Origin of the sequence: Curtobacterium sp. NPDC088465, assembly GCF_044753165.1 — a bacterium.
In the GTDB taxonomy this organism is placed as follows: domain Bacteria; phylum Actinomycetota; class Actinomycetes; order Actinomycetales; family Microbacteriaceae; genus Curtobacterium.
In genome coordinates, this window is sequence record NZ_JBIVMR010000003.1 from 216,394 (window position 1) to 230,562 (window position 14,169).

10 protein-coding genes are annotated in these 14,169 nt (G+C 73.1%); 7 read left to right on the forward strand and 3 right to left on the reverse strand.

Going from position 1 to position 14,169, the window contains the following annotated elements; genetic code table 11:
- Positions 1-4 precede the first annotated feature (4 nt).
- Entirely contained in the window at positions 5-1,264 is a 1,260-nt protein-coding gene (locus ACIP6W_RS12755) for an FAD-binding protein (RefSeq protein ID WP_400429918.1), read from the forward strand.
- A gap of 585 nt (positions 1,265-1,849) precedes the next feature.
- Positions 1,850-2,785 carry a cation-transporting ATPase gene (locus ACIP6W_RS12760; RefSeq protein ID WP_400429920.1) on the forward strand — a complete coding sequence of 312 codons (936 nt, stop codon included), beginning with the start codon at positions 1,850-1,852 and terminating at the stop codon, positions 2,783-2,785.
- 21 nt (positions 2,786-2,806) lie between these two features.
- Here the strand turns inward: ACIP6W_RS12760 and ACIP6W_RS12765 are convergent, their stop codons facing one another.
- Positions 2,807-3,763, reverse strand: coding sequence for a DUF5937 family protein (locus tag ACIP6W_RS12765; RefSeq protein ID WP_066655635.1), 957 nt, complete (start codon positions 3,761-3,763; stop codon positions 2,807-2,809).
- Positions 3,764-3,819: 56 nt separating this feature from the next.
- Here ACIP6W_RS12765 and ACIP6W_RS12770 point away from each other — a divergent pair, with 56 nt between their 5' ends.
- The 5 genes from ACIP6W_RS12770 (at position 3,820) to ACIP6W_RS12790 (ending at position 10,676) form a co-directional block, all read left to right on the forward strand.
- Entirely contained in the window at positions 3,820-5,100 is a 1,281-nt protein-coding gene (locus tag ACIP6W_RS12770) for an MFS transporter (protein WP_400429923.1), read from the forward strand.
- Between the two features lie 317 nt (positions 5,101-5,417).
- Complete coding sequence (locus tag ACIP6W_RS12775) at positions 5,418-7,085, forward strand: ABC transporter substrate-binding protein (protein ID WP_209685711.1); 1,668 nt, start codon at positions 5,418-5,420, stop codon at positions 7,083-7,085.
- Positions 7,082-8,746, forward strand: coding sequence for a dipeptide ABC transporter ATP-binding protein (locus ACIP6W_RS12780; RefSeq protein WP_400429925.1), 1,665 nt, complete (start codon positions 7,082-7,084; stop codon positions 8,744-8,746). The genes ACIP6W_RS12775 and ACIP6W_RS12780 overlap by 4 nt, the downstream gene beginning before the upstream one ends.
- Complete coding sequence (locus ACIP6W_RS12785; RefSeq protein WP_400429927.1) at positions 8,743-9,681, forward strand: ABC transporter permease; 939 nt, start codon at positions 8,743-8,745, stop codon at positions 9,679-9,681. The genes ACIP6W_RS12780 and ACIP6W_RS12785 overlap by 4 nt, the downstream gene beginning before the upstream one ends.
- Positions 9,678-10,676, forward strand: a complete 999-nt coding sequence (locus ACIP6W_RS12790) for an ABC transporter permease (protein WP_066655611.1) — start codon at positions 9,678-9,680, stop codon at positions 10,674-10,676. Before ACIP6W_RS12785 ends, ACIP6W_RS12790 begins: the two co-directional genes overlap by 4 nt.
- A 184-nt stretch (positions 10,677-10,860) precedes the next feature.
- Here the strand turns inward: ACIP6W_RS12790 and ACIP6W_RS12795 are convergent, their stop codons facing one another.
- Positions 10,861-12,177, reverse strand: coding sequence for a GNAT family N-acetyltransferase (locus ACIP6W_RS12795; protein ID WP_400429929.1), 1,317 nt, complete (start codon positions 12,175-12,177; stop codon positions 10,861-10,863).
- A gap of 229 nt (positions 12,178-12,406) precedes the next feature.
- Positions 12,407-13,912, reverse strand: a complete 1,506-nt coding sequence (locus ACIP6W_RS12800) for a cryptochrome/photolyase family protein (protein ID WP_311206041.1) — start codon at positions 13,910-13,912, stop codon at positions 12,407-12,409.
- Positions 13,913-14,169 lie beyond the last annotated feature (257 nt).

Consider the following 14,169-nt stretch of genomic DNA (forward strand, 5'->3'; position numbering starts at 1 on the left):
GACCGTGGCCACGACGACGCGCACCAACTGGGCGGGGAACGTCACCTACCGCGCCTCCGCGCTCGAGCGCCCCACCTCGGTGGCGGCGCTCCGGCAGCTCGTCGCGGCCACGCCGCGCCTGACGGCGCTCGGCTCGACGCACTCGTTCAACGAGATCGCCGACACCGACGCCGTCCAGGTCACGCTCGCCGGCCTCCCGCCGGTGCTCGAGGTCGACGCCGACCGGCGCGTGGTGCGGGTCGCCGCCGGCATGACGCACGCACAGGTGGCGGCCGGCCTGGAGGCTCGTGGCTGGGCCCTCGCGAACCTCGCCTCCCTGCCGCACATCTCGGTCGCCGGCGCGGTCGCCACCGGCACGCACGGCTCCGGCGTCCGCAACCCGTCGCTCGCGCAGGCGGTGGTCGGGCTCGAGGTCGTCCGGGCCTCCGGCGACGTCGTCCGGGTCGACGCGTCGTCGCCGGACGGCGCCCTCGACGCGCACCGGGTGGCACTCGGTGCGCTCGGCGTCGTCACCGCGGTCGAGCTCGCGATCGAGCCGACGTTCCAGGTGGCCACGACCGTGCACCTCGACCTGCCGTGGGATGCCGTCCTCGAGCACTTCGACCGGGCGGTGTCGGACGCGTACTCGGTGTCGTTGTTCACCTCGTTCGACGACCGCGGTGCCCGACAGGTCTGGACGAAGCACCGCGTCGACGAACCTGCACCGTCGGTCGACCTCGTCGCGCTCGGTGCCCGTCGGGCGGACGGGCCCGTGCACCCGGGGGAGAACGACGCCGCGAGCGTCACCGAGCAGGGCGGGGTCCCCGGGCCGTGGGCCGAGCGGCTGCCGCACTTCCGGTCGACCTTCGAGCCGTCCACCGGTGCCGAGATCCAGGCGGAGTACCTGGTCCCCGCAGAGCACGCCGTCGCCGCGCTCGATGCGCTGCGCCCGCTCGAACCGCTCTTCGCGCCGCTGCTCATCGCGGCCGAGGTCCGGACGATCGCCGCCGACACGGCATGGCTGGCGCCCTCGTCGGGACGGCAGTCGGTCGGGCTGCACTTCACCTTCCGACGGGACGCCGAGGCCGTGGCTGCCGCGGTCGAGCGGATCGAGGGTGTCCTCGCGCCCTTCGATCCCCGCCCGCACTGGGGCAAGGTCTCCGCCGCGAGCGTCGAACGCCTGCGCGAGGCGTACCCGCGCCTCGACGACTTCGCGGCGCTCGTGCGGGACCTCGACCCGACCGGGCGGTTCCGCAACGCGTTCCTGGCGCGCCTGCTGCCCTGACGCGCCTGCCGTCCTGACGCGCCTGCCGTCCTGACCGACGGGGTGCCCCTCGCCGCTGGTGGCGGCGAGGGGCACCCGCATCCTCAGCCCTTGCGGAGCAGGTCGACCAGCAGTCTGGTGGTGTTCACGAGCAAGCTCGCGCTCCCCAGCCAGAGCGCGTGACGCCTGTTCCGGCCGTCGTCGTCTCGCGACATCGAGGACCTCCTGGTGTCGTCGCCGGCGGACACGAAGAGCTTCGAGCCAGGGATGCGAAGCCGAGCGGGCTCGGCTACCATCGGTCCGAGCGCTGAGCTCGGGGATGGGTTTGCATCCCTGGCTTTCCACTCGGAAGGCGAACTGAGGCCCGGATCTGTTCCTGCAGATCCGGGCCTCGCACGTTCACCTGGCCGCGCTCCGGCGGGTGCACGGCCGAGGACACCCTCCCGAACCGTCCGGTGATGTACCACCGGATCGGGGTCGCTCGCACCGCGCGCCGCAGTCTGCGCGCCGACCGCTCCGTCGCTCCCAGCGCTCTCGGACCTGATCGGGGGTCAGCGCACTGCTCGGTCGCTGAGTGCTCACATGTGTGATCACAAAGGTTGGGGCATGGCGAACCTCAACCGGATCCTCGGCATGGCCTCGAAGGTCATCGACAAGCAGATGCAGAAGCAGCGCGCGCAGGGGAACGCCGCAGCCGGCCACCAGCAGAACCCGCACGGCACCGGGGGCGGGACCGACTGGCGTGACATCGTCCGGACTGCCGCGGACAAGCTGACGGGCGACGACCGGTCGCGACAGCAGCAGCCGGGACAGCAGCAGCCGGGACAGCAGCAGCCGGGACAGCAGCAGTACGGGCAGCCGCAGCAGCAGTACGGTCGGACCGAGCAGCACCCGGAGCAGCCGCAGGCGCACGGCGGGCACGCCGACGCGGACAAGATCGCCCTGGCGAAGTACGACTACCTGCTGCGGACGGCGAGCCCGGACCAGATCGAGCAGGTGCACCACGACGCCTTCGCGCGGCTCACCCCGGCGCAGCGGCAGCAGGTGCGGGACCGGCTGAACTCGGAGCTCCCGCCGCACGAGCACCTGCGGGACGACTCGTCCGGCGGCATGGCGCGGGCGATGACCCGCAGCGAGATGTCCCGACCCGGGCTCATCCGCCGCGTGCTCGGCGGCTCCGGGCGACCGGGCAGCGGCAGGGGTGGCGCCTTCGCCGGCGGTGCTGCCGTCGGTGCCGGTGCGGTGGCGCTCGGTGGTCTCGCGGTGGCGGTCGCCGGAGGAGCAGTGGTGAGCGCAGCGGCGGCACCCGTGCTGGCCGGCGCGGCCGACCTCGGTGTCGACTTCGAGGGCATCGCCTCGGGCATGGGTGACCTCGGTCTCGCGGACCTGGGCGGCGGCGTCGAGGGCTTCGCGGCCGAGGGCGAGCAGTTCCTGGGCGGACTGGGCGAGCAGGCGTCCGGCCTCGGCGAGCAGGCATCCGGCCTGGGCGAGCAGGCGTCGAACCTCGGCAACGACTTCCTCGGTGGGCTGTTCGATCGCTGACACGCCCGGCGGCCGACGTGCTCACTCCCGTCGGACGAGCGCGTCGCCGACGGTGCTGCGGTAGTAGAGCACCGCGCGGCCGTACCGCGTCCGGTTGAGCAGCCCGCCCCGTTCCATCACCCGCAGGTGCTGGTTGACGGCCGAGGTCGAGACGCCGAACCGCATCGCGAGGTCGGTCGACGACGCAGGCTCGCCGAGCGCGTCGAGGAGCGCGGCCCGCGTGCCCCCGAGCAGGTCGCGGACGGCGCCGGCGTCGGGGTGCGACGCGGTCGACCACATCGCGCCCTGCCCCCGCGCCGGGTACATGACGGTCGGGGGCATGTCGTCGTCGATCGGCGTCGACGCGCGGACGACGAACACCGACGGGACGAGCGTCAGTCCCTCGCCCTGCACCGGGCGGTCGCGCGCGATCGGGCTGCTCAACCGGACGTCGACGTGTCGGCCGTCGAAGCGCACCGACTCGGACAGCCCACCGAGCACCGCACCGACGCCCTCGTGCGCGGCGATCCGGCCGCGGTGGGTCACGTCGGCCTGCAGCACGCGGCGCATCCGCGGCCAGTACGGTGCGAAGCAGAGCTCCCACGTCGTGGCGAGCGCCCGGACGAGCCGGTCGACGACGTCCTCGTGGCGCCCGACGAACACGTCCGGCACGGTGGCGTGCACCCGCTCGAGGTCGGTCCGGAGCCGGGAGGGGGAGATCCGGCCGAGGGCACGGAGCTCGTCGTCGAACGACCCCAGCGGGGACTCCGGACGGGGGTTGACGAAGTCCGCGACCCACCGGCGCTCGTCGACCAGGCCGGCGAGGACGGGGCGGTCGAGGACGGGCAGCACGCCGGCGATGCGCTCGAGCCACGGCCGCTGCAAGGGGTACCGCTCCGGTGCTCGGAAGGCGCGCAGCCCGAGGCCGAGCTCCGACAGCGGCGAGATGCCGAACCGCACCGCCGAGACGTCGGAGGGCTCGAGTCGGTAGCGGATCATGAAGCCTGACGCTACATCCGTTCTGGTCAGCACCGCGCTGCTGCGAGAACAGGACCGTGAGCACCACGGCGCAACCGGTCCCGATCCGCACCCTGGTCCGACAGGACCCGACGCTCCGACGCCTGCTCACGGTCACGTTGGTGGACACCCTCGGGCGCGGTGCCTTCTTCACGCTCACCTCGCTGTACCTCATCACGATCGTCGGGCTCCCGGCCGTCGCGGTCGGTCTGGGCCTCACGGTCGCCGGCGCGGTCGGCGTCGCCGCGTCGCTCGTGTTCGGGCACCTCGCGGACCGGTTCAGCGCGCGACGGATGCTCGTGTGGCTGCACCTGGTGCAGGGGCTCGCGCTCATCAGCTACGTGCTCGTCCACGACCTGCCGACGCTCGTCGCGACGGCGTCCGTCGTGACCCTCGCGCAGCAGGGCGGCAGCGCCGTCCGGAGCGCTGCGGTCGGCCGGGCGTTCCCCGGTGGGGAGCGGGTCCGCGTCCGGGCGACCATGCGCACGGTCACGAACGTCGGCATCGGCGTGGGCACCGCGCTCGCCGCGGTCCCGCTCGCGATCGGCACCGGCGAGGCCTACCGCGTGACGATGGTGCTCTCCGGCGCGCTGTTCCTGGCGTCGGCGGTCCTCGTCGCGGGTCTGTCGGCGGCGCGCGTCGACGCGGCCCCCGCGGACCGCACGGACACCGGCACGATCGTGCGCCGGGAACCCGCCGGCCGGAGCCCTTACCGCGACGTGCGCTTCCTCGCCGTCACCGCCCTGACGGGACTGTTCGGCATGCAGTTCGGCCTGTTCGAGGTCGGGGTGCCGATCTGGATCGTGCAGCACACCGTCGCCCCGGACGTGCTCGTCTCGCCGCTGCTGCTCGTGAACACCGTGATCGTCGTCCTGCTGCAGGTCCGGCTGAGCCGCGGGACGGACACCGTCGCGGGAGCGGCCCGGGTGATGCGGCACGCGGGGTGGGTCATGGCGGTGGCGTGCGGCCTGTGGGCCGCCGCCGGGTGGGTCCGCGGGGACGACTGGGTGCCGGCTGCGACCGCGACCGCCGTGCTCGTCCTCGCGGCCGTCGCGCACTCGCTCGCGGAGGTCACGTCGAGTGCGGCCGGGTGGGCGCTGAGCTTCGAGCTCGCACCGGCGGACCGGATCGGTGCGTACCAGGGCGTGTACGGCACCGGGTACGCGGTCGCTGCGATGATCGCGCCCACCGTGGTGACCCTCACCGCCGTCGACCTCGGGACCGCCGGCTGGGCGATCCTCGCCGTCGTGTTCCTCGGCTCGGCGCTCGGGGTCGGAGCGATCGCCGGACGCGCCGTGAGGACGACGGTCGCGGCCTGACGGGGCCGCGCCGCGCCTCCCGACCGGTGTCCGTCGTCGCCGTCCGTCGGGCGTGACCGGACGCCTCGCGCGCCGCGGGAATACGCTCGAGCCGCAGGCGTTGTGCTGTTGCGTCGTGCAATGTTGCGTTGCATGTCGTCCGGACCACGCGAGCGTTCGGGTCCGCGCACCGACCGGTGCCACCATGGACCGCCCGGCCACCCGAACCGGGACGGACACCCCGTCCACCACGACGACGCTGGCCGCAGCAGACCGGACCCCCGGTCGGCGGCGCTCGACACCCCCACCCCCCCCCCCCCCACGAGGAGCAGCACACCATGCACCGCCCCAAGCGCTTGACGATCACCGCGGCCGTCGCCGCCGCCGCAGCCCTCGTGCTGACCGGCTGCTCGGGTGGCGGCGCGTCGGACGACGCGTCCACCGGCACGAGCAAGGGCGGCACGCTCGACATCCTCACCGCGCAGACCGCGCTGCACTGGGACCCGGCGACGAGCCAGAGCCTCGGCATCACCTCGATGGGCCTGGTCGCCCGCCGCCTGACCACCTGGGACGTCCAGCCCGGGAAGACCGCGAAGGTCGTCCCCGACCTGGCGACCACCACGGGTGAGTCGAGCAACGGCGGCAGGACCTGGACCTACACGCTCAAGGACGGCCTGAAGTTCCAGGACGGCACGCCGATCACCACGAAGGACATCAAGTGGGGGATCGAGCGGTCCTTCGCGCCGAACCTCACCGGCGGCCTGAGCTACCACAAGTCCCTGCTGGTCGGCGGCTCCGACTACCAGGGCCCGTTCGAGGGGAAGACGCTCGACAGCATCGAGACCCCCGACGACAAGACCATCGTCTTCACGCTCGACGCCCCGTACGGCGACTGGCCGTGGCTCGCGTCGATGCCGGCGTTCGCGCCCGTGCCCGAGGGCGAGGGCAAGGACACCGGCGCGTACGACGCGAAGCCCGTGTCGAGCGGCCCGTACCAGATCGAGTCGAACACGCAGGGCTCGCAGGTGACGCTCGTCCGGAACAAGGAGTGGAGCGCGAAGACCGACGCGATCCGCACGGCCGGTCCGTCGAAGATCGTCTTCAAGGAGAGCCAGGACGCGTCGACCACGACGCAGAGCCTGATCGCCGACAACGGTGACGCGAAGAACGCGTTCGGTGCGCAGTTCCTCGGTGCCGCCGAGCTCAACCAGGTGCGCGCCAACCCCGCTGCGCAGGACCGCCTCGCGACGAGCAAGGCCGGCCCGATCACCTACATGGCGATCAACACGCAGCGCGGGGCGCTCAAGGACCTGAAGGTCCGCCAGGCGCTGCAGTACGCCGTCGACCGCAAGTCGTTCCGCATCGCCGCCGGCGGCGCGCTCGCCGGCGAGTACGCGTCGACGCTCGTGACGCCGGGCATCGCCGGACGCCAGGACTACGACCTGTACGAGACCGGCGCGACGGGCGACGTCGACAAGGCGAAGGCGCTGCTGCAGGACGCCGGTGCCGAGGACCTGAAGCTCACGCTGGTGACGCAGAACGACCCGACCTACCTGTCCCAGGCGCAGGCCCTGCAGGCGGGGCTGAAGCGCGCCGGCATCACGGTCACGCTCAAGCCGCTCGACTACGACTCGTTCACCCAGGCGACGACGAACGGCACCGACTTCGACCTCTCGCTGTCGAGCTGGCAGCCGGACTTCCCGAGCGCGAACGCCAACATCCAGCCGCTCTACGACTCGTCGGAGATCGGTGGGGGCGGGTACAACGTCTCGAAGTACAGCAACCCCGAGGTCGACGCCCTCATCGCGAAGGCGACCGGCACGGTCGACCAGTCCGAGGCGCAGGAGCTGTGGGCGCAGGCGGACCGGCGGATCATGGAGGACGCCCCCGTCGTCCCGCTGATCTACGCGAAGCAGTCCTTCCTGGCCGGGTCGAACGTCGAGAACTTCCGCATCGCGGACTTCCCGGCCTACCCGAACTACCTCAAGGTCTCGCTCTCGCAGTGAGTGCACCGCTGCTCGAGGTCGAGGGGCTCCGCGTCGCGTTCGGCGACGCGGAGCCCGTCGTCCGTGACGTCTCCTTCACCCTGACGCCCGGCCGGGTGCTCGCGCTCGTCGGCGAGTCCGGTTCGGGCAAGTCCGTCAGCGCGATGAGCGTGCTCGGACTCCTGCCACCCTCCGCCCGTGTGTCGGGCAGCGCCCGGTTCCGCGGGACCGAGCTCATCGGCGCCTCCGTGGACGAGCTGCGCGCCGTCCGTGGTGCGGGCATCGGGGTCGTGTTCCAGGAACCGATGAACTCGTTCACCCCCGTGCTGGCGATCGGCACGCAGATCGCCGAGGCCGTGCGGGCGCACCCGACCGACCTGGACCGGGCGGGCGTCTCCGCCCGCGTCGACGAGCTGCTCCGGGCTGCCGGGCTGCCGGACCCGGCCCGGATCCGGAAGGCCTACCCGCACGAGCTGTCCGGCGGGCAGCTCCAGCGGGCGATGATCGCGATGGCGCTCGCGGGAGACCCCGTCGCGTTGTTCGCCGACGAGCCGACGACCGCACTCGACGTGACGGTCCAGGCCGGGATCCTCGACCTGCTGCGTCGGCTCGGTCGCGAACGCGACCTCGCCGTCCTGCTCATCACCCACGACATGGGTGTGGTCGCGGACGTCGCCGACGAGGTGCTGGTGATGCGCCGCGGTGACCCCGTCGAGCACGGAGCGGTCGCCGACGTCTTCGCGCACCCGGAGGCCGACTACACGCGCGAGCTCCTCGCCGCGGTCCCCGCCCTGGAGGCACACCCCGCGTCCGCACCGTCGGCCGCGGCCGGGTCGGGGGCCGAGTCTCGTGCCTCCCGGCCATCACCCGCGGTCGCGCGCCTGCGCGACGTCGCCGTGCGCTACGCACGCCGCGGCGACCCCACGGTGCACGGGATCGACCTCGAACTCACGGCCGGCCGGACGCTCGGCCTGGTGGGGGAGTCGGGGTCCGGCAAGTCGACCATCGGCCGCGCGCTCGCCGGACTCGTCCCCGTCGTGGACGGCTCGGTCGAGGTCGACGGCAACGACCTGCGCACCGCACGCGGGAAGCGCCTGCGCGAGCTCCGCAGCCGCGTGGGCATCGTCTTCCAGGACCCGGCGTCGTCGCTGAACCCGCGACAGACCATCGGCTGGAGCATCGCCGAACCGCTGCTCGTGCACGGCGAGGGCACACCGGCCTCGCGCGCCGACCGCGCCCGCGAGCTCCTGTCCGCGGTGCAGCTCGACCCGTCGTGGACCGAACGGTTCCCGCACCAGCTGTCGGGCGGCCAGCGGCAGCGCGTCGCCGTCGCCCGGGCACTGGCGCTCCGACCGGCCCTGGTGATCGCCGACGAGCCGACCAGCGCCCTCGACGTCACCGTGCAGGCCGCCGTGCTCGACCTGCTCGCAGACCTGCAGGACGAGTTCGGCTTCGGCATGCTGCTCATCAGCCACGACCTGGCCGTCGTGCGCCAGCTCGCCGACGACGTCGTCGTGCTGCACGACGGCCGCATCGTCGAGCGCGGCGCGACCTCCGCCGTGCTCGACCACCCGCAGCAGGACTACACGCGCATGCTGCTCGCGGCGGCCCCGGTCGCCGATCCCGCGCGACAGGCCGCCCGCCGCGAGGCCTGGCGCGCCTGGGAAGGAGTGGTCTCGTGACCGCGAACGTCGTCGACAGGCCCGTCTCCGCCTCGGCCGGTCGGACCACCGGGTTCCGCGCCGTGGTGCGCCGGGTCCGTCAGGACCGCTGGGCCGTGGCCGCCGCGATCGTCGTCGCGGTGTTCGTCGTCGTGGCGATCGCCGCACCGCTCATCGCCGCCGCCACCGGGCAGAACCCGTACAGCTACGACGTCGACGCACTGAACGACTTCGGGGCTCCCCGCGGTGCTGCCGGCGGCGTGAGCGGTGAGCACTGGTTCGGCGTCGAGCCGCTGACCGGGCGGGACCTGTTCGCCATCGTGACCTACGGCGCACGGACCTCGCTCGGCATCGGGCTCGCCGCGACCGCGATGTCGATCGTGATCGGGGTGCTCGTCGGTGTCACCACCGGGTTCCTCGGCGGCTGGTACGACCGGGTGCTGTCGCGCGTGGTCGACGTGATCTTCGGGTTCCCGTCCCTGGTCTTCATGATCGCGCTCACCGCGGTCGTGCCGACCTCGTTCCCGAAGCCGCTGCTCGTCGTGCTCGTGATCGGGTTCTTCGGGTGGCCCTCCGTCGCCCGCGTCGTGCGCGGGCAGACGCTCTCGCTCGTGAGCCGGAACTACGTCGTCGCCTCGACCGCGATGGGTGCGGGGCGCTGGCACGTCATCCGCAAGCAGCTCCTGCCGAACCTCGCCGCGACGATCACCGTCTACGCGACCATCTCGATCCCGTCGATGATCGGCGCCGAGGCCGCGCTGTCCTTCCTGGCCGTCGGGGTGAACCCGCCGACGCCGTCGTGGGGCCGCAGCATCGGCGACGCGATCGGCTGGGTGCAGACCGATCCGATGTACCTCGTCTTCCCCGGAGCCGCACTGTTCCTCATCACCCTGGCCTTCAACGTGCTCGGTGACGCCCTGCGCGACGCCCTCGACCCGCGCGGGGGCGACCGATGAGCACCGTCCGCTTCCTGGCCGTCCGGATCCTCGGCGCCGTCGTCGTGCTGTTCGTCGTCGCGGCGATCACCTACGCGCTGTTCATGCTGCTGCCCACGAACCCGGCCCGGGCGATCTGCGACAAGCCGTGCACGCCCGAGCGGCTCGCCGACGTGCAGGCGTTCCTCGGCACCGACAAGCCGTGGTTCGCGCAGTTCGGGGCGTACCTCGCCGGCATCTTCGCCGGCCGCACCTTCGGTTCCGGAGCCTCCACGATCACGTGCGCGGCACCGTGCTTCGGGTACTCGTTCCAGCTGCACGACAGCGTCACGAACCTCATCGCGTCGCGCCTGCCCGTGACCGCGTCGATCGCCGTCGGGGCGGCCGTGCTGTGGCTCGTCGCCGGTGTGGCGGGCGGCACGGTGTCCGCGCTCAAGCGGGGGACGCTGGCCGACCGCGCCGTCATGACGGTCGCCGTCGCCGGGGTGTCCTCGCCCGCGTACCTGATCGGGCTGCTCGCGATCCTGCTGTTCGGGTTCACCCTCGGCTGGCTGCCCACGAGCGGGTACGTGCCGTTCGTCGAGGACCCGGTCGGGTGGGTGACGCACCTGGTGCTGCCGTGGTGCGTGCTCGCCTTCATCAGCGCGGCCATCTACGCGCGGCTGACCCGCGGCGAGATGCTCGAGTCGATGTCGCAGGACTTCGTCCGGACCGCGCGTGCGAAGGGCCTGCGGGAGCGGCAGGTCGTCGTGCGGCACGGACTCCGGACCGCGATCCTGCCCGTGGTGACGCTGTTCGGGCTCGACCTCGGGTCGCTGCTCGGCGGCGCGGTCATCACCGAGAAGGTGTTCTCGATGCAGGGCCTCGGAGCGCTGCTCATCGATGCGGTGCACACCCTCGACCTGCAGGTGGTCGTCGGCTTCACGGTGTTCTCGGCGCTGCTCATCGTCACCGCGAACGTGATCGTGGACGTCGTCTACGCGTTCGTCGACCCACGGGTGCGTCGCCGGGCGTAGGTGCCGGTCCCCGCTCGGCCGGCAGCCCGGGCCCGCGACGCGCAACGTCGGCTCGCCATGTGTCGGCGCGATTGGTGGTGCGGCGTGCTGCTGCACAACCGGAAGCACCTCGCGCCATGGGGTTCCGTGGCGCGAGGTGCTTCCGGTTGGTCGTGGTGCAGCGGGCGGCGCGCCCGGCGCACGCCTAGAAGTACGTGATCCCGTGCGGCGTGCGGGCCGGCGTGAGCATCGCCCGGAGCAGCGCGGGCGCCGTCTGGTCCGCCGCACGCACGAGTCCGGCCGCGGCGAGGGTGACCGGGGACACCGAGCCGATGAGCACCGCGCCGAGGTCAGCCACGTCGAGCCGCAGGTCGGCCTCGCCGTCGGCGCCGTCGGACAGGCGCGTCACCGTGCCCTGCCCGTCGGTGACGTCGAGCCGGTAGGTGCCCGACGCGAACCCCATCGCGTCGGAGACGGCGAGCGTCACCGAACCGTCGACCGCGTACGGCCGGCTGCTGAGCACCGCCGGCACGTCGAGCACCCGGAGCCAGACGTGGTCCTCCTCGTGCTCGACGTCGTAGGCGCGGTTGTCGCCGAGGGCCGCGACGATCGGGTCGTCGAGCCGCGAGCGGCTGTACTGCACCACGTCGTTCAGGTCGATCGAGAGCAGGAACTCCCAGAGCGACAGGTACGCGGCATCGTTCGCGTAGACCAGGTCGACGATCTCGAGGACGGTGTCGCCCTTGCCCTCCTTCACGCGCCAGGTCACGTAGCCGTCGACCTCGTCGGAGTCGTCGGGGCGGTGCACCGCGGCGCGGACGTCCTTCGCGGGCTGGCCCTCGCCGTCGCGGAGCCCGAACACGATCGGCCACGTGCCGGCGTTCCGGACCATCGAGCCCGGGGTGCGTGCGTCGAACCGGTCGAACACGGCGCGCCCGGTGCCCTCGGCGAGCCACTCCGGCGTGACGACCGCGACGGTGCCGGTGGTCGGCGCGAGCAGCGGCAGTGCCCGCTCGCGGCGGACGGTCACCGCCCGCTCACGGATCGCGCAGCCGAAGCCGAAGCGGCGGTAGATGGTGCCCTCGGACGCGGTGAGGGACGCGACGGCGTAGCCCTCGGCGACGCCGCGCTCGAGCGCGTGCGTCATCATGCGGCGGAGGATCCCGCGCCGACGCTCGGTCGGTCGGACCGTCACGGCCGAGATCGCCTGCGTGTCGATCGCGGCGCCCTCGGCCCACGTCAGGCGCTTGCGGAACCAGGTGAAGGTCCCGGCCGGCCACGTCTCGTCGACCGAGCCCGGGAACGGGTCGCGCAGGTACACGCCGAGGAACGTCTCCTGGTCCTCCAGGAAGTGCGACGCCATCCGCGCGGCACCCTCGGCGTCGGGGTGGGCTTCGTGGAACCCGAACCCGACGGCGCGCATCCACGCCTCGGTCTCCGGCGTCGGCGCCCCCTCGGCGTCGGTCGTCGGCGCGAACTCGCGCAGGTCGTAGCGGTCGTCGAATGCGTCGTTGCTGGCCACGAGCCGACCCTACCGGTGCGCTCCACGCGGGCGCCTCCCTCGCGCGGTGGAGCAGCAACCGTCGAGTGGCCGGGGGTGACCCGACGTCTGCTGCTCCACGGGCGCACGCGTTGCGTGCGCGGCTGGTGACCGGCGTGGGGGGGGGGGGGGGGGGGGGGGGGGCCCGCGCGCCCCCCCCCCCCCCCCCCCCCCCCCCCCCACGCCTGGTCACGACGGGACGCGGGGCCGGTCAGGGCGTGCCGCGCCGCGCCTCCTGGTCCACCACCTCGTCGAGGTCCGCCAGCTTCCGCATCTGCTGCAGCGGCCGCGCCATCCGGTTGTTCTCCCGCAGCGCGGGCTCGGTGCGCGACAGGAACGCCCAGTAGCCGGCGGTGAAGGGACACGCGTCCTCGCCGAGCCGCTTCGTCGGGTCGTAGCGGCAGCCGCCGCAGTGGTCCGACATCCGGTCGATGTAGCGGCCACCGGAGGCGTACGGCTTCGTCGCGACCATCCCGCCGTCCGCGTGCTGCGACATCCCGATGATGTTCGCGGGCATCACCCAGTCGGTGCCGTCGACGAACACGTCGGTGAACCACTCCGTCAGGTGGACCGGGTCGTAGCCCCGCTGCAGGGCCCAGTTGCCGAGCACCATGAGCCGTTGGACGTGGTGCAGCCAGCCGTGGTCGTGCAGACCCTCCATCGCGGTGGACAGGCAGACCGCGTCGATCTCGGACGCGTCGAGCTCCTGCCACCAGCGGGGGAGCCGCTCGTGTGCGCCGAGGGCGTTCTCCTCGGCGCCGTAGTCGTCGCCGAACCACCAGTAGAGGTGCCAGACGTAGTCGCGCCAGCCCGCGACCTGGCGGACGAAGCCCTCGACGCTCGCGAGCGGGGCGTCGTGGTCGCGGTGCGCGGTGAGGGCTGCCTCGACGACCTCGAACGGGTCGAGCACGCCGAGGTTCATCGGCACGCTGAGCAGCGAGTGCGCCATGGTCCAGTCGTTCGTCAGCGTGGCGTCCTCGAACGGCCCGAAGTCCCCGAGCCGGACCTGCACGAAGTCGTCGAGGGCCTGCCGGGCCTCGTCGGCGGTCACGGCGAAGCGGCGGGTGTCGTCCCTGCCGACGAAGCGGACGAGGCCGTCGTGTTCCCAGCGGTCGAGGTCGTGGCGGACCTCGTCGTCGATCTCGTCCTCGGTCGGCCACCACGGATCGGGCAGCCCGAGCGTGGTCGCTCCCCTGGGCGGTGGTTCCCGGTTCTGGTCGTCGAGGCTGAACCTCCCGCCGATCGGCTCGTCCGAGTGCATGAGCCAGCCCTCGCGGCGGCGGACCCGCTCGTAGTGGGTCTCCATCCGGAAGCGTCCGGTGCGCTCGGCGGCCCACTCGGCGAACTCGGCCTCGTCGGTGATGAAGCCGCGGCTCGGCAGGATCTCGGTGCCACGGCCCCAGTGCCGGACCTGCGCGCGCAGGGTGCGGGAGGGCGGGTCGACCACGTCGAGGTCGTCCCGGCCGACCAGCGCGTCCTTGAGACCCTCGACCTGTACGTGCTCGGCCCGGTCGCCGAGCTCCCGCACCCGGTGGCGGAGGGCGCTCAACCAGAGGTGTGCCTTCGCCCGGTGCATCGGTCGTGCGGTGAAGAACTCGCGCGCCTCGACCACCAGCGCGGGGCCGCCGTCGTCGAACAGCGGTCCGTACTGCCCCGGGAGGACGAGCCGGGTGCGGTCGGTGCTGCCGGCGTCGGTGCTGCCGTGGTCGGGTGCCATGCCCGGACGCTACCGGCGGCGTGTGACGCCCGGCTGACGGCGCGTGTGCCCCGGCGTCGGCGTCGGCGGCCAGGGCTGGCCCGGCGGCCGCGTTCCGGTCGCACGACGTGCCGCTCGTGTTCGGCGGGCGCGGCACGTCGTGCGACCGGAACGGCCGCCGACGGCACGTCGTGCGACCGAGGGCCGCCGACGACCGGCGTCGGCGACGCCCCCTGCACGGGTCGGACTGGAGGCCCGGATCGCCCCCGCCCCGCCAC